This is a genomic window from Rothia nasimurium (assembly GCF_014217215.1).
Classification (GTDB): domain Bacteria; phylum Actinomycetota; class Actinomycetes; order Actinomycetales; family Micrococcaceae; genus Rothia; species Rothia avistercoris.
In genome coordinates this window covers 533,823-549,153 of record NZ_CP056080.1, presented here as the reverse complement: position 1 = coordinate 549,153, position 15,331 = coordinate 533,823, and the positions used below count along the sequence as shown (strand labels likewise).

General features: G+C 53.4%; 17 protein-coding genes. 8 read left to right on the top strand and 9 right to left on the bottom strand.

The annotated features are described in order from the left end of the window. Positions 1 to 377: 377 nt before the first annotated feature. Both HWU94_RS02660 and HWU94_RS02655 read left to right on the top strand, forming a co-directional pair. Positions 378 to 1,367 carry a Fic family protein gene (locus HWU94_RS02660; protein WP_244956005.1) on the top strand — a complete coding sequence of 330 codons (990 nt, stop codon included), beginning with the start codon at positions 378 to 380 and terminating at the stop codon, positions 1,365 to 1,367. A 210-nt stretch (positions 1,368 to 1,577) separates the two neighbouring features. After that, positions 1,578 to 2,354: a transposase family protein gene (locus tag HWU94_RS02655; RefSeq protein ID WP_185174199.1), complete on the top strand. Its 777-nt coding sequence runs from the start codon at positions 1,578 to 1,580 to the stop codon at positions 2,352 to 2,354. A gap of 140 nt (positions 2,355 to 2,494) precedes the next feature. On the opposite strand, the gene HWU94_RS02650 is transcribed toward HWU94_RS02655, so the two are convergent. Further along, positions 2,495 to 4,219: an ATP-dependent endonuclease gene (locus HWU94_RS02650; protein WP_185174198.1), complete on the bottom strand. Its 1,725-nt coding sequence runs from the start codon at positions 4,217 to 4,219 to the stop codon at positions 2,495 to 2,497. A 164-nt stretch (positions 4,220 to 4,383) separates the two neighbouring features. On the opposite strand from HWU94_RS02650, the gene HWU94_RS02645 reads away from it, so the two are divergent. Then, entirely contained in the window at positions 4,384 to 5,157 is a 774-nt protein-coding gene (locus HWU94_RS02645; protein WP_185173408.1) for a transposase family protein, read from the top strand. On the opposite strand, the gene HWU94_RS02640 is transcribed toward HWU94_RS02645, so the two are convergent. Both HWU94_RS02640 and HWU94_RS02635 read right to left on the bottom strand, forming a co-directional pair. Next, a complete protein-coding gene (locus HWU94_RS02640; protein WP_185174197.1) occupies positions 5,152 to 5,304 on the bottom strand; it encodes an AAA family ATPase in 153 nt (50 codons plus the stop codon). The genes HWU94_RS02645 and HWU94_RS02640 overlap by 6 nt on opposite strands. Before the next feature lie 9 nt (positions 5,305 to 5,313). Beyond that, positions 5,314 to 8,202 carry a class I SAM-dependent DNA methyltransferase gene (locus HWU94_RS02635; RefSeq protein ID WP_185174732.1) on the bottom strand — a complete coding sequence of 963 codons (2,889 nt, stop codon included), beginning with the start codon at positions 8,200 to 8,202 and terminating at the stop codon, positions 5,314 to 5,316. A 219-nt stretch (positions 8,203 to 8,421) separates the two neighbouring features. Between HWU94_RS02635 and HWU94_RS02630 the strand changes: the two genes are divergently transcribed. Both HWU94_RS02630 and HWU94_RS02625 read left to right on the top strand, forming a co-directional pair. Next, positions 8,422 to 8,676, top strand: coding sequence for a type II toxin-antitoxin system Phd/YefM family antitoxin (locus tag HWU94_RS02630; RefSeq protein WP_185174196.1), 255 nt, complete (start codon positions 8,422 to 8,424; stop codon positions 8,674 to 8,676). A gap of 8 nt (positions 8,677 to 8,684) precedes the next feature. Beyond that, complete coding sequence (locus HWU94_RS02625) at positions 8,685 to 8,942, top strand: Txe/YoeB family addiction module toxin (protein ID WP_185174195.1); 258 nt, start codon at positions 8,685 to 8,687, stop codon at positions 8,940 to 8,942. 62 nt (positions 8,943 to 9,004) lie between these two features. Here the strand turns inward: HWU94_RS02625 and HWU94_RS02620 are convergent, their stop codons facing one another. Continuing rightward, on the bottom strand, positions 9,005 to 9,232 hold the full coding sequence (locus tag HWU94_RS02620; RefSeq protein ID WP_185174194.1) for a hypothetical protein: 228 nt from the start codon (positions 9,230 to 9,232) through the stop codon (positions 9,005 to 9,007). A gap of 2 nt (positions 9,233 to 9,234) precedes the next feature. Beyond that, entirely contained in the window at positions 9,235 to 9,411 is a 177-nt protein-coding gene (locus HWU94_RS02615; RefSeq protein ID WP_185174193.1) for a hypothetical protein, read from the bottom strand. A 107-nt stretch (positions 9,412 to 9,518) separates the two neighbouring features. On the opposite strand from HWU94_RS02615, the gene HWU94_RS02610 reads away from it, so the two are divergent. Then, positions 9,519 to 10,784 carry an AMP-binding protein gene (locus HWU94_RS02610; protein ID WP_185174192.1) on the top strand — a complete coding sequence of 422 codons (1,266 nt, stop codon included), beginning with the start codon at positions 9,519 to 9,521 and terminating at the stop codon, positions 10,782 to 10,784. Between the two features lie 90 nt (positions 10,785 to 10,874). Further along, complete coding sequence (locus tag HWU94_RS02605) at positions 10,875 to 11,792, top strand: 1,4-dihydroxy-2-naphthoate polyprenyltransferase (RefSeq protein ID WP_185174191.1); 918 nt, start codon at positions 10,875 to 10,877, stop codon at positions 11,790 to 11,792. On the opposite strand, the gene HWU94_RS02600 is transcribed toward HWU94_RS02605, so the two are convergent. Beyond that, the gene (locus HWU94_RS02600) at positions 11,789 to 12,073 is read right to left on the bottom strand and encodes a DUF4229 domain-containing protein (protein WP_185174190.1); all 285 of its coding nucleotides are present in this window, start codon (positions 12,071 to 12,073) and stop codon (positions 11,789 to 11,791) included. The two genes, HWU94_RS02605 and HWU94_RS02600, sit on opposite strands and share 4 nt — an antisense overlap. A gap of 117 nt (positions 12,074 to 12,190) precedes the next feature. Between HWU94_RS02600 and HWU94_RS02595 the strand changes: the two genes are divergently transcribed. Next, the gene (locus HWU94_RS02595) at positions 12,191 to 12,625 is read left to right on the top strand and encodes a PLD nuclease N-terminal domain-containing protein (RefSeq protein WP_185174189.1); all 435 of its coding nucleotides are present in this window, start codon (positions 12,191 to 12,193) and stop codon (positions 12,623 to 12,625) included. On the opposite strand, the gene HWU94_RS02590 is transcribed toward HWU94_RS02595, so the two are convergent. The 3 genes from HWU94_RS02590 to ccsB all read right to left on the bottom strand — a co-directional run bounded on the left by HWU94_RS02590 (position 12,617) and on the right by ccsB (position 15,296). Beyond that, on the bottom strand, positions 12,617 to 13,696 hold the full coding sequence (locus tag HWU94_RS02590; protein WP_185174188.1) for a hypothetical protein: 1,080 nt from the start codon (positions 13,694 to 13,696) through the stop codon (positions 12,617 to 12,619). The two genes, HWU94_RS02595 and HWU94_RS02590, sit on opposite strands and share 9 nt — an antisense overlap. A 37-nt stretch (positions 13,697 to 13,733) precedes the next feature. Beyond that, the gene (locus HWU94_RS02585; protein ID WP_185174187.1) at positions 13,734 to 14,051 is read right to left on the bottom strand and encodes a PadR family transcriptional regulator; all 318 of its coding nucleotides are present in this window, start codon (positions 14,049 to 14,051) and stop codon (positions 13,734 to 13,736) included. Between the two features lie 153 nt (positions 14,052 to 14,204). Continuing rightward, on the bottom strand, positions 14,205 to 15,296 hold the full coding sequence (ccsB, locus tag HWU94_RS02580) for a c-type cytochrome biogenesis protein CcsB (protein ID WP_185174186.1): 1,092 nt from the start codon (positions 15,294 to 15,296) through the stop codon (positions 14,205 to 14,207). Between the last annotated feature and the right edge of the window lie 35 nt (positions 15,297 to 15,331).

Sequence of the window (15,331 nt, the reverse complement as noted above, 5' to 3'; positions counted from 1 at the left end):
CTCGAAAAACTCGCAGTCGCGGTAGACGGTGCTTTGCATTGTACTGCTACACGTAAGAGTTAGGACGGCGCGGCGTCCTGGATGGCCTTCTTATTGAGACAATTTCGGCAGATTTTCTCAATAAGGAGCTTATCGAGAAAATTGGGGTATATTTTCTCAGTAAGCGTCCACAGTAAAGTTGGTTTCTCATGAGTTTATCTTGGCCAAAGCTCACCTATGCAGAGCACCAGTGGAATCATCGTGACCCGTTGGCTTCTCGCCGGTCACAGCTAAGAAACCGCGGTAATTTTAGCGCCGCAGTAGTACCCTTTATCGCCGAGCGACAGGTTTCTGTTACTCCTGAGATTTCGGCCCTGGTTGCTGAGGCGACTGCCCGAATGACTCGTTTTGACCAGGAGTTTTCGCAGCTCTCTCATTTTCCGTTTGCGGCGGTTCTGCTTCGTGGCGAGTCAGCGACCAGCTCTCAGATCGAGAATCTTACGGTTAATGCACGCAAGCTATCGCTGGCTTCACTGGGTGCTGAAGTGGGTGGCAACGCCAAGTTAGTTGCTCGCAATGTAACGGCTATGAAAGCCGCTATTGATTTAGCAGAACATCTTGATAGCGCCGCAATCTTGACGATGCATCGGGAACTAACACAGGGTGTTCAGGAGGACGCGGGAACCTTTCGGCAAGAATGGGTGTGGATTGGTGGGCAGTCGCCAGTCACCGCTGATTATGTTGGGCCTGCCTGGGAGCAGGTTCCGGCTCTTGTTGATGATTTGGTGGCTTTTGCAGCCAGGCAGGATATTGATCCGACTCTGCAGGCGGCAATTGCACATGCCCAGTTTGAGACGATTCACCCCTTTACTGACGGTAATGGCAGAACGGGAAGGGCTTTGGTCTCATCAATTCTGCGCGCTCGTGGAGTGACGAGGAATGTCACGGTACCTATTTCAAGCGGTCTGTTACACGATGTTGGTGATTATGTTGAAGCTCTGACGGCCTACCGTGAGGGTGATGTGGTGCCGATGCTTGAGTGCTTTGTGAGGTCGGTGGATGCGGCGCTTGAGAATGCACGCTTACTGGCGGCTGATTTAGAGGGCGTTGAGGCGGAGATTTTGGGGTCTCGTTCTCGTGTTACCCACTCTGCCCGCTTGTTGGCGCGGTTTGTGTGTGCGGAGCCTGCTTTTACGGCAAGCATGTTGGAACAGCATGCTGGGGTTTCGAAGGCTACGGCCTATCGCCTGGTGGATGCACTGGTTGAGGCCAAGATTTTGCGGGTTGAGAAGAAGGTGCGCGGGCAGAAAGTGTGGACGTGCCCCGCCGTCCTGGCTGCCCTCGACGCGTTTGCGAAGAGGGCAGGACGGCGGGAATTTAGGGATTAAGACGCCTTATCATCTATATGCCCCTTAAACTGGAAGCTAACAAAATTGCTGACGGTTCTATCATGAAATTAACAATAAAGAACATACAGTGAGGCTTATTCAAAAGTAAGGAACCGCCCCGCACCCACCAACTAGACAACGGCCCCACCAGCGGCAAAAAATTGAGAATAAATCACTACAAACATTCTCAAAGCCACACCGGAGAGACCGTTGCCCAACCAGCGTACAACAGGACTAACCAGCCAGCAATTCGCCACACTACTAACAAACCTCACCCACCATCTCACCTGGGGCAAACCAGGCGGTAGACCGCCAGCGCTCACCCTAGCCCAAGGACTCAAAGCCACCTTGCTCTATCACCGCCACAACCTCACCGAAGAGCTCTTAGCAGCCCTCTTCGGCACCTCTCAGCCAACGATATCGCGGGGCATCAACACCATCGAACACGCCTTAGAGAAAATCCTCTCTCCACTGAATCGACCTTTGAGAGAAAGTCTAAGAGTCCCTGGCTCATTGGTAGTTGATGGGACACTCGTACCCATCTGGAACTGGCGTTCATTAGGTACAACAAATTTCTCAGGCAAGCACAAAAAGGCTGGTTTTAATCATCAGGTTATCTGCACGCTCGACGGTAAACTCTTAGCGATGACAGACCCGTTACCTGGGGCTAGGCATGATGCATATTGCTTCAAGGAGCACGGGTTGAATCGGTTCCTAGATTCTTCGACTTTGGCTGATAAGGGCTATATCGGTCTAGGGCTGGTGACACCGAACAAGAGGCCTGCTGGTGAGAAGCTAGGCAGGAATCGTAAGGCAGTGAATCGTCAGATCAATAGGCTGCGTTCGGTCGTTGAGCGAGTCATTGCCAATGTTATGGCCTGGCGTGTTTTGCATACTGGGTTCAGGCGGCCGTTGGGGTCTTACCGGCGGGTGTTTTCGGTGGTGCGGGGGTTGGTGTTTTTTGCGGCTGGGGAGACTTTTGAATAAGCCTCAGTATTGATTATTGAAATGGTAAGATATTAGCCTGCACCCTCGCTTGTAGATGTTTTAAAAGATAGGAATTTACAATAAATTCTATAAAAATAAGCAATTATCAATATGGATAATTTATTACAAAAAACATATCTTTAGTCCCTCACCAGAGAAACAACTTTATTAAACACTTCTTGAATAAAGTCCGGAACTTCAGTTGTTGCATCCAAAGCTATAATTCGATAAGCTTCATTATTCTTCGAAATATTGATAGCCATTTCCCGCTCAACAAGTAGACACTTTTCTTCCCACCCTAACCACTCTTCCTTTAAAAAAGTCTCTAGGTGATCTTTAAATACAGCAAATGAGTCATAAATTCCTTGAGGTGGAAAATCAACCGGTTCTTTACCAAAATAAGTAAGTATTTTATTATTCTGAGAAACTTGATTAGCAACATCATTCCTTACATCTCTCGAAGACTTACCGGCTGATCTCGCGCGTTCCTCACAACCAGAATCTGCATCAAACAGACAATAAGTAGGAACGCCAAATTCCGACAATATAGCATGCAATAAGGGAACATTCATCTTCGATCCTGCTGGGATAACACTAATCCCTAAAGACTCGAGATATCCAACCCTACCCCTATCTCCCACTCCATAAAATATTCCTGCTTCAGTGCTTCCCTCCACAATTAATACAGCGTTTGAGAACAATGCCTCAGCAATCTGACCAGTTATAATCTTTCCAAGCTGGCTGTTTATAGTATTTTCAGAAACAACACAAGCAAGCTTTTCTATAATTCTTTCTTTCTTTGCCACACCAATAGAAGCCACCGACCCTGCATTGGTATTTACTCTGCTTATTCTTCTTACCTGCTCGAATTTCTTGTCATCCAAAAAGAACGGACTATGTGTTGCATACGCAATTTGGACGCCTTTACTAGAGTCAGAAGCCAAATCTTGCAATACCTTTGCAAAGTTCCTTGCTTGAATTGGATGCTGATACAGCTCAGGTTCTTCGATAGCCAAAAATATTACACGCTCTGACTGGTTGGCCGCTATATTCGCAAGAGATTGTAATGCGGAAATAAGCAACTTTCTTTGAAAACCATGCCCTTGCTTCTCGACCGATGTTACAGTCTCCCCATCTAAAATGTTTATTGTAAAACTCGCACCATTTGTTTTCATCTCAAGTGGAGTCGGAATTACCCGAACTTTCCTACCTGACGAATAGCTTTCAATTGATGTATTAATATTAGAGTTTATTTTTTCAAGATTCTCCGAATAAATACTAAATATTTCATCTTGGTGACTCTGAATTGTTTGACTAGTTATATTCTGAATCTCGGCAGCAGATTGCTTGCGATCTATATAAAAATCAAGAATTCTTGAAAGAATCGATCCCTTTGAGTCTTCAGATTCATCACTAGCTCTAAGGTTTGCATCGATAAAAACATAGTCAAAAATACCGCCAAGTATACTTTTACCGTTAAAGCCAAAGAGCTGTGTTGAGGTATTTTCTCGAACTTCTACCAATTTATCTATATTTTCAGATTCCCATATAACTATTGCTTCTTCAATTGCTTTCTTAGTATTAGCTTCAGGCAAGTTAAGCAGATTTCCATCTGACCTTAAACTCGAATAAATATTTTTTACTTCATTTGCATTCTTAGCCTGGCGTAATTCCGAAAATCCTGGATAAGTAAGATAATTTGCAGATAGATATTCATTACCAGTGGAAAATTCTCTAATTTTCCAAATTGTAACGGAAGTAGAACCTGTGGGAGCATATTTCCCAAGCGCTTCTCTGTCGCTGACTGTCAAATCTGAGAAAGTAACCGCTACACTGATATCTTCCTCCGGAGTTCCCGAAAACACATCTTCATCTGCTAGCTCTCCAGTTTTTATGTCTCCATTAAAGAGGGTTATTCATAAGGGGGTCCACACACCCACCCCCACCAACTAGACAACGGCCCCACCAGGTGACAAAAATAAGAGGGTTAAATCACTACAAATAACCTCAAGCCACACCGGAAGAACCGTTGCTACACCAGCGTACAACCGGCCTCACCGCCACGCAATTCGCCACACTCCTCACAGCCCTCAACACCCACCTCACCTGGACCAAACCAGCCGAAAAACCCCGCAGACTTACCCTGGCTAAGGCCCTCAAAGTAACACTACTGAGCTACCGACACAACATCACTCAAGAAGCCCTCGCCCACCTCTTCGACGTCTCACAGCCCACCATCTCGCGGACTATCAGCACCATCGAAAAAGCCCTCACCCAGGTTCTCAAACCACTGAACAGACCCTTGCAAGAGGGGCTAAAAGCATCAGGTTCCCTCGTGATTGACGGAACCCTTATTCCCACCTGGAACTGGCGTTCACAAGGGAAAAGAAACTTCTCTGGTAAGCATAAACGAGCAGGATTTAATCACCAGGTCATCTGCACCCTCGATGGCAGGCTCCTGGCTATCACTGACCCGTTGCCTGGTGCTAGACATGATGCTCATGCTTTCAGAGCCCATAGTCTAGATCAACTACTTGATTCTTCGACTTTGGCTGATAAGGGCTACGTGGGTCTGGGGTTAGTTACCCCGGCAAAGCGTAAGCCTGGGCAGAAGCTCACCAAGGAGCAGAAGCGAAATAATCGGGTGCTGAATCGGCTACGGTCGGTGGTGGAGAGGGTCATCGCACGTATCAAGACCTGGCGGATTCTTCATACGGGGTTCAGGCGGCCGTTGGGGTTGTATGGGCGGGTGTTTTCGGTGGTGCGGGGTCTGGTGTTTTTGGCTGCTGGTTACCCCTTATGAATAAGCCTCAAAGAACCAGTCTAAAGCACGAAGAACTGTCGATTTCCCAACGCCATTAGGCCCAATAAATGTTGTTATTGAATCAAAGTTAATATTTGCTTCTTGAACAGTTCTAAAATTCTTAATTTGCACACTTGAAATTTTCATAAAAATTTCCTATATATCTAAATATTTTGTAAATAGTATTTCAAGGCGCTGAGTCTCCGATGTGCAGATCTTCGGCGCACCAAACGCCTTATCTACCAGACGGTCCAACTTCTTATGGGTATCCAGCAGACCCTTATCCATCGCCAACGGGTTGTACATATCCGCCAACGACCTCGTACCGCCCGCGCGCTCAGCAATAGCATCACGCGCAGCCAGCACACCCCTACCCGCCTCAATAATCTGCTGGCGCAACTTAGGCTCCACAGCAGGCAAGGGAAGATTATTCCAAACAATGGTGTTCGAGAAACTTAAACGTGATTCCAGGCGACCGCCAACGGCTCTTTGCCAAGTAATAAACATCGATGAACTAATGATTGCGAAGAGGAAACCTTCAGGATCATTTGCTGTATAGACTTTGTCACCCGCGATTACTTCTGAGGGGTAGTGATCTACTGTATAAAATAAGCGAGTTTCAGAAACTACTCTTGGTATTGCAACGTAATTATTTTCGGGTTGCCGAATTTCGTCAAATAGATAGGAAGTATTTGATTTCAGCTGAGTAGCCTTTTTCTTACTACTTAGTCGCATTTTCTTGGTAGCTTCAATGCGTGACTTAAGCACTTGACTTCTCTGGATATCTTGTGAATCGATATCGGTCATCCAAAGGCACCAGCGATCTAACCCGCGAACAAGTTCCTTCCCCATACGGAAAGGGCGCAAGTATTTACTAGCTACTGGGTCAGCAGAAACTTCACCGTACTCATCGAGTTCAACAATCAAGTTGCCACCATCTGTAGGCTGGCTTCCTCGCTGGACAGGCGGCAACTCAGGACTTAGCGGCTTCGACCTCTTCCTGATGAGCACGTTCGCGGCGTCCAGCAAATAGGCGTTGATGCCGGTTTTGACGTTGAGCTCGTGGTGGGTCTTCGCCGTCCAATCGTATTCAAAGAGGCGCTGACGGGCCGCCGCATCGCGGGTGTAGCCGGTAATTACGCAGTGCACAGCGGCCTTACCTGGTGCTTCCGAGTTCCAGGGGAAGGTGCGGTAGGCAAACTTGATACGCCAACCGTCTCGAAAGAGCGAGCCGAAAAGCGCAGGCACGGCCTGCCCCTGAGAAATAGAATTGGTTGAAACGAAGGCAAACTCCCCGTCTCTCTCTCTCTCTCTCTCTCTCTCTCTCTCTCTCTCGGAGGATGATGTCACATCAGCGCCCGTAAAGAAATCTGAGGACTTCTTGAACCAAGCCGTCACAAAATCCAGGTAACCGTCATAGTCTTTCCCCCAGACCCGCTTCATCGCTTCGGTCTGCTCCTTAGTCTTGGTCCACTGACCAATAAATGGCGGGTTCCCGAAAATAAAGGTTTTACCCCGAGTCTCCGGAACCTCTGCCCGCCAATCTAAGGCAAGGGCGTCCGCATGAACAATCTGAGCGGTAGTAGCAATCGGGAGACGGGCCGGAGCATCACCAATCTTCGAAGCCAAGTACTGGTCAGCTTGGAACTCCGTCAAAAACATAGCTACCTCAGCAATGCGCGAGGGCCACCAATTAATCTCAAACCCATGGAACTGTTCAATCGATAACCGTGTATCCAAAGTACCCAGTAGCTGGGTCTCTCCGCCCTTACGGCGGTTCATCTCAGCTAAAATGTCAGTCTCAATTTCACGCAGTTTGGCATAGGCAACCTGCAAGAAATTTCCAGAGCCACACGCCGGATCAACAAAACGCATCTCGGTCAAAGAATCCAAGAAACGAGTAAAAGACGCCCTACTAGTCGACTTCGAAGCAATCAAACGATCAGCTTCAGCTCTCAATTCATCCAGGAAGAGAGGGCCGATAGTCTTCAGAATATCTACTTCAGCAGTGTAATGTTCACCAGCGGCACGACGGGCCTCCCATGACTTCACCAGCTGGAACATAGACCCAAAGATTGCTGTTGAAATACGAGTCCATCGAAAACGACAAGCATCAAGCAAGGCATCCCGCATTTCAGCATTGAAATATTCCACAGGGGTACGCTCAGCGAAGAGCCCACCATTTATATAAGGGAACCGCTGTACCAGATCAGGAACATTCTTCTGCACCCGTGCCCGTTGCTGCTCAGGTGTATTCAGGTAATCAAACAAACCTGCAATCTGCACCCCCAAGTCAGAACCATCCGGCTGTGTCCGTTCTTCAATAAAGCGGTAGAAAAGGTCGTTCTCCCAAAGACCTGCATCATCACCGAACAGCAAGAACAAAACACGGGTTAGAAAAATCGATGCCCACTCGACAGTAGGGTCTTCCTGGCCAGCGCTCTCGGGGGCGTCCTCCCCCACTGGAGCATCCGCGTCCTCACCGACCAAAGACTGGTATAGACGCGCCATAATCCTAGAAGCCTTAATCGTAGCTTCTTCCTCTTCGCGCTTATCGATAACTTCCTGGCCAGCGATAAATTTCAGTTGATCTACGTGCTCCGGTAGCTCATCCAGAGTAAAAGACCAGGTCTCATTCGTCTTAGAGTTGGTGAGTACAAAGCTCTTGAAATTGCAGGAAATCACATACTGCGGCCACTCATGGTCAGAAATTGACCCACCACTCAGATAATCATCAGCCTGAAGCACAGCAGCCTCTAAGGGCTTATTAACTGATTTCTGCTCCACCAAGAACATGCCCGGCCAGAACACATCAATCCAGCCACGGTTCTGAGTTGATGCACGCTTAGCCTCGCGCTCAAACAATAGGGTACGCTCATCCGATATACCAAAGCACTTGAGCAAACCAATCCAAAACTGCTGGGTGTACTGCTTCTCAGTTGCACCACCACCAGATTCTTCAACTTCCCTTAGCTTCTCCGACCAGACACGAGAGAATTTGCTCAGCTCATTCTGAGTGAAGTTACGGTCGAAAAGAGTAGCGATCATAGTTGCATCCTCTAAGGTAGCGTGTCTACTAGGGCATATTCAGGCAACAGTTACCTCCATCATAATTAATGCCTAGATAGTTCAAAAATTTAGGTCCAGATAATTTTATTTTTACACCTGTTAGGTAAAGGTTTTTGGGGCTACAACTATAAATAGCATGTAGTGCCTTGCCCCCATCTCCTGCTGCGAGTACAGTTTTCTGTACAGGAGGTTCTGATGAAAACTATGACCTACACCGAGTCCCGCGCCAACTACGCCCAAGTACTCGATATCGCGGTAGAAGACCTTGAAGAAGTCGTCATCACCAGGGCAGGGCGCGAACCTGCCGTCATTCTTTCACTTGCCGAATACGAATCGCTCAAAGAGACCGCTCACCTCTTACGTTCGCCTGCCAATGCCCGTAAGCTACTCGATGCAATCGATGAACTTGAAGCAGGCGGGGGATCCAGCCAGGCACTTCTCGAAGATTAGGCAGCAGCGTGGAACTTATCTGGAGCAGTCAGGCCTGGGAAGATTACCTGTGGTGGCAAAGGCAAGATCGCAAGGTTCTCAAAAGAATCAATACCCTACTCAAAGATATCCAACGCAACGGTAACGAAGGCATTGGCAAGCCAGAGGCCCTGCGCAACAACCTCTCCGGCTACTGGTCCCGCAGAATTACCGAAGAACACCGACTGGTTTACAAAATCGTGGGCAACTCTGTACGCATTGCAGCGGTGAGGTACCACTACGAGTAGGACACCCCACCTCGTCTTCTCCACGGAAGGTAGGGCGGGGCGTCCTTGCGTTCAGCCCAGGGCTAAGCCTCAGGACCTGCCATGCGCCGGGCAGCTTTGCGGTTGTCAATGGCACGTTCTTCGAATTCCAGCTCGATGATGCGCAGCTTGTTCTTGCGGTGCCAGGTCAGCAGCACGTTGACCAGAAAGACCAAGAAAACCAGCATGAAGACCAGGTAGGCCAGGCAAATCACAGAAAGAACGGCCTCCCCAGTAGTGGGCACCAGCGGATTAGTAGCAAGTACAGTCATGGTTAGGCTCCCTTGTCGGTGTTACCTATGGCATTCTCGCCCAAGCCCAGGCGCTTACGAATCACCCGAATCTCGGTCTTATTTTTCTTGTGAAACCCCAGAAGCACTATAAAGAAGAGCACCAGCAGAGCCAGATACAGTAACAAAAGCGCGATTTCGACGCCGGTTACCTCAAGCATGGGATGGCTCCTATCTCGACCTTTGAGAAGCAGAAGGTGTTACCTACAAGATTACCGAGCAGGCGTACTATCAGGCAATAATTACCAGGCGTAGACTAAAAAGAGCCATGATACTAGATTCCCTTAGCCCGCTCCCTGCACCTGCGCTGCCCGTTCCAAGGGCAGCCGTCCGCGTCGGAACAGATCAGCCCGCCAGCACCACCCAGCAGGTCGCCGAAGCCCTGAATACTTTCAGCACCCGCTTCGCAGAGCTAGAGAGAGGGCAGGACGACCCCGCCCTGGTGGTCACGACCAGCGGCTCCACCGGTACCCCCAAACAGACGGTACTCTCTACCTCAGCATTACGTGCTTCGGCTCAGGGCACAGAAACAGCCACTGGGACAAGCAGCGCCCAGTGGCTCCTGGCTCTGCCCCTACAGTACGTTGCCGGGGCACAGGTGGTGGCGAGGTCTGCCCTGGCAGGTACCGCCCCCGTCCTGACCGATTCAGTCAGCGAGGGCACCCGCTTTACGGCCCAGGATTTCGTCAGCTCCGCCGAAAAACTCTCAGCCCCGCACCGGGTGGTCTCCCTGGTACCCACCCAGCTACACCGCCTGCTCGAAACCCCGGAGGGCGCCCTCCGCGAAGAAACCCTCACCGCTCTGCGCTCTTTCTCTGCAATTCTGCTGGGCGGGGCACCGGCCAGCGCCGATCTCATCGCGACCGCCCACACCCTGGAGCTCCCCGTAGTGCGCACCTACGGGTCGGCCGAAACCGCCGGGGGCTGCGTCTACGAGGGCAAGCCGTTGCCGGGCGTCCGCGTGCAGATAGAAGCCGATGCCGCCGACCCACAAGCTCCCGGGCGTATCTGGCTGGGCGGGCCAACCATCGCCCGCGGCTACGCTAATGACCTTCAACGCACCGCCGCCCACTTCTTTGTAGACGGTCAGGGAATCCGCTGGTACCGCACCGACGATCTGGGCACCCAAGACCTGCGCACCGGAGCCCTCACCGTAGCGGGTCGCGCCGACGACGTGCTGATTTCCGGAGGTATCAAAACCAGCGCGGCAGCCGTAGCTACCGCCCTCGAGAGCCACCCGGCTGTGCGCGAGGCCCTGGTGGCTGGGGTTCCAGATGCCCGCTGGGGTACCGCCATCACCGCCGCCGTCACCCTGGTGGCGGGCAGCAGCGCACGCGCTTCTGAGCTTGCGGACGCCCTCCCCCAGCTGGTGGCAGAAAAGCTGGGGGCAGCGTCCGCCCCCAAACTCGTTGAGGTGCTCCCTGACCTGCCGACTCTTCCCACCGGCAAGCCTGACCGGCGGGCCGTCCAGGCGCTCCTTGCAGAAGCTTGGAAAGCCCAGTTGGCAAACCGGGGTAGGTCACGCGGCCACTAGCGGGCGCCCACCGCTAAAAAGTGAGAGAATGGTGTGTATTTGTGGCGTAGCGACGCCACATCGAGAGTTGGGTTGATAAGGAGCATAACAGTGGCAACGGTTGCACAGTGGATTGAAGGGGCGCGTCTGCGCACGCTCCCCTTGGCGGCAGCTCCTATTATTGCTGGTTCTGCGGCCGCCTATGAGGTGCACCAGTTCAAGCCCGTCCGTGCTCTGCTGGCCTTTCTCGTGGCTTTCTTCCTGCAGGTGGGTGTCAACTACGCCAACGACTACTCCGATGGAATTAAGGGTACGGACGAGGTCCGTGTGGGCCCCCTGCGCCTGGTCGGTTCGGGCGTGGCCAAGCCCTCCCACGTGAAGATGGCAGCCTTTATCTGCTTTGGTCTGGCCGGTTTGAGCGGTCTGGCCCTGATTATGCTCTCGCAGCAGTGGTGGTTCCTGGCTATCGGTGCCTCGGCTGTGCTGGCGGCCTGGGGTTACACCGGCGGCAAGCACCCCTACGGTTACATGGGCCTGGGCGATATTTTCGTCTTTATCTACTTTGGCCTGGTCGCTACCCTCGGCACCATGTTTACCCAGAGCAACCAGCTGACGCTGAGCTCCTGGGTCTTCGCCGTCGCCCTGGGGCTTTTCTCCTGTGCCCTGCTGATGGCTAATAACGTACGCGATATTCCCACCGATATTGATGCGGGTAAGAAAACCCTGGCGGTGCGCCTGGGTGACCGTGCTTCGCGCATCACCTACGCCGTAGAGATGGGTCTGGGTCTGGCCCTGACCGCCCTGCTGGTTCCGCAGAACCCCTGGTACGCTCTGGCCTTTATTCTGATTGGGCCGGTCGTTCATTCGGCCCTGGTGGTGCTCTCGGGTGCCCTGGGCCGCGACCTGATTCCGGTGCTTAAGCAGGCTGGCATCATTGCCCTCATTTATTCACTGCTCATTGCCCTGGCGGTAGCCCTGCACCCGCTTGAAATCTTTGCTGAGCGGGCCACCGTCTTTACCGGCTACTAAAGGCCCTGGCTGCGGCGGGCTGCTTCATCCAGCTCGTCTTCAATCGCCTGGTTTTCGTCTTCTAGGCTCGTTTTCTTGGGCTTGTTCTTGCGGCGGATCATCCGATTAAAATCGGCGGCTGCGGCGTCGTGCAGGCGGGGGAAGGCCAGGTAGCAGATGGCAAAGCCGATGAGCGCGCCGAAGATGATAGCCAGAATGAAGCCCACGCCAAAGTAGTAGGAGGCGAAGAAGGCGGCAGCTGAGAACAGCAGACGGAGCAGGGAGTACTTCAGAAAATTCACCCCTTCATTCTACCCAATCCGCTGCGGGTAGGGTCTGCGCGGCGGGCGTCTGCTCAGCTGGCACGCTGTGAGCGCACAAAGAGGGGTGGGCGGGCCTGTTCATGGAAAAATGGTGGTATGGGTAGAGCTATTTTGATTATTAGCGGCGCCGCTCTTCTGCTGGGCGTGTGGATTTATTCGATTCTGGATGCAGCCCAGACCGACCGTTTGCGCGTTCGCACCCTGCCTAAGGGGGCCTGGCTTGCTGTGCTGGTGCTCTTTCCGTTGCTGGGGTCGGTGCTGTGGTTCTGGCTGGGGCGGCCGCGCGGGTCGCGCCACGGGTCTTTTGGGGCGCCTGCTGCTAAGCCGCCGGTGGCTCCCGATGATGACCCTGAGTTTTTGAAGTTTCTTGAGGCCCGGGCCCGGCGCGAGCGCCAGGACGCCGAGTGGCAGCAGCGCAAGAACCGTAAGGACGCCGGTGGGCAGGGCCCTGCCCCTGGCAAGCAGGCTCCCGGGCAGGGCGACGAGGCTACCGGCCCCACGGACGATAAGGATCACCCAGCGTCAGAATAAGCTGGCCTGCGCTTTGGCCTGGCGGTAGGCCCGGTAGTGCCTTCTGGTTTCAAGAAAACCGCCGATGACAATGACAACTAAGAGTGGCAGGCGCCAGGTCAAGCTAGCGTAGTCATCGGTCGTGTAAAGTCCGTAGCCCCATATACCGAATATTGCGAGCATGAGTAGGGAGTGCAGATAGAGACGGTAGGGCTTGACCTTCTTTTGTTCTGAGAGGGAACGGGCATAGGCTACCGGGTGGCCAAATTCTTCGAAGTAGCTACTACCACTTTCATACGCATGCTCTTTGACTCTGGAAACTTCTTCCCGCACGCGGGCGTCTGAGATATCGCCGCGCCCCCTCAACTCCTGCTTGAATCGAGCAAGCCAGGTTTCATCACTCTGGTAATCTTCTTCCTCATCTAGGCCTGTAACCTGCGGAGGTGAGGGCAGCAGAAAGCCCGCAGCTGTTCCCAAAACACCCAGCCCCAGGGCAGCCACTAGGTGGGCCCAGTTGGGCAGGCGCTGGGTGAAAACCTCGTAGGAGGCAAATAGACCAAGCCCGATAGCTGCTGAGCCAGCCAGAATAACGAGCGCTGTCAGAAGTACGGCAGTGGTAAAGCCAAATTTTTTACGGCTATGTTGGAAGGTAACGAGCTGAGCAAGAAAAAGCATGCCCAAGGCCCCAGGAAGAAGATAGAAGCCCACCGGCTGGGAGCTTGGCCTATCGCTGGGTAGTACGCTGACCGCCCAGAACAGGATGCTAAAAAATGCCCCGGTAAAGAGACCTGCCACAACCACTTCTTTGAGGGCCCACGGCTCGTCTTCGGAAAATGCCTGGGTTCCTTTTTCCCGCCAGATGGTGATTTTTTCTGCGGCCCATTCCTGAGGGCTACCGTAGAGTTCGGTGGCGCTTTCGCCGCTTTCTGCGATCTGTCTAATGACGCGGTTGATGGCGCTTTCGCTGGTGACTGCTTTGACACCGTTTGTAGCGAGGGTCGCAAAGGCAGTTTGTACCCAGTCTTTGTCTGCCGGGTTGTCGCTGGCTTCTTCGATTGCGACGGTCAGGCGTTCGTAGGGGTTGTTTGCCATGTCTCCTCCTTGAGTCATATAGAAACGTCTGGTGGGTTTAGGCTCTGAGGGCGCTAGTGAGCCGGGCCAGGGTGGCGCGTTCGTCGGCGAGCTGGCGGGCGCCTGCGTCCGTCAGCCGGTACTGGCGGCGGGCGGGGCCGGCGTCCCCTTCCGTCCAGCTGGTGGTGACGTACCCGGCTTCTTCGAGCTTGGAGAGGGCCGGGTAGAGGGAGCCGCCGCGCAGGCGTCCGTAGCCCATCTTTTCCAGGCGGGTAGCCAGGCCGTAGCCGTGCAGGTCTTCTTGAGCCAGGCAGGCCAGGACGGCGGTGGGCAGGGTTGCCCGCACCAGGGCCGGCGGGTAGGTGGTGGGGTTCATGGGCACCTCCTTCTGTACCTAAGTACAACATCTACCTAGATAGGTTTCAAGACTTTTGTCGATTATTACCGAACAAGACCTACACAGAAGCCCCCGCACACAGTGTGCGGGGGCTTCTTTGAACCTGTGGAAAAGCGTCAGCGATAAACCGGTTTACAGACCCGAGTAGGAGTGCAGACCCGAGAAGTACACGTTGACCACGGTGAAGTTGAAGATGATGCAGAGGTAGCCTGCGATGGAGAGCCAGGCGCTGGGCGGGCCTGACCAGCCGCGGGTGGCGCGGGCGTGCAGGTAGGCTGCGTAGACGACCCAGATGATGAAGGTCCAGACTTCCTTGGTGTCCCAGCCCCAGTAGCGGCCCCAGGCTTTCTCGGCCCAGATAGCACCGGCGCCCAGGGTGAAGGTCCACATGGCGAAACCTACGGTATTGAGGCGGAAGGAGAAGTTTTCGAGGGCGGTGGATGACGGGATGAGGCGCATGAAGCCCAGGCGGGCCAGGGAGCTGTCGTTGCCTTCGATGATGTGGCGTTCGCGGGAGGTTTGTACCAGCTGCAGGATTGCCATGGCGAAGGTGATGGTGAAGATAGCTGAGGCAAGCACGGCAATGGACACGTGAATGACCAGCCAGTAGGACTGCAGAGCGGGCACCAGCTGGCCTACGGGGGTGGGGTAGGCGATGGTGGCTGCGGTCATCATGGTCAGGGCGAGGCCAGAGACCAGGGTGCCTACAAAGCGCAGGTCGCGGAAGATGAGGAAGCCCAGGTAGACCACGACTACGAGCAGGGCGCCGGTGGTGCAGAACTCGTACATGTTGCCCCAGGGCACGCGGTTAGCGGCGAAGGCGCGGGAGAGCACACCGGCTAGATGGATGAGGCAGCCCAGACCCAGGATGACCACACCGGCGCGGGCGGCGGGGCGACGTTCGCCGGTACCGTAGCGCATTTCTGAGTCGGCAACGTGGCCGGAGATTTTAGCGGCAGCTGACCGCTTGTAGCCCATGCCGCGGGCGCCGGTACCCTGTTCGGTACCGGTGATACGGGCAGACCGGGCGTTCTTGACGGCTGTGCCCGCGCCCAAGAGTTCCTTTTCAGGTTCGGGGGCATTGGCTGCTTCTAGGCGCTTGGTGGTGCGGGAGTGGGCGGCAACGTCCCAGGCGAAGGCGACGAAGGCAACCATGTAGGTGATGGCTGCTAGGTACATGAAGAGTTCGCTCCAGCGGGCGAGCTCTATGTTGACTTCTGACATGGTGTTCTCACTTCACAGGTTGAGGTCGGGCGCGG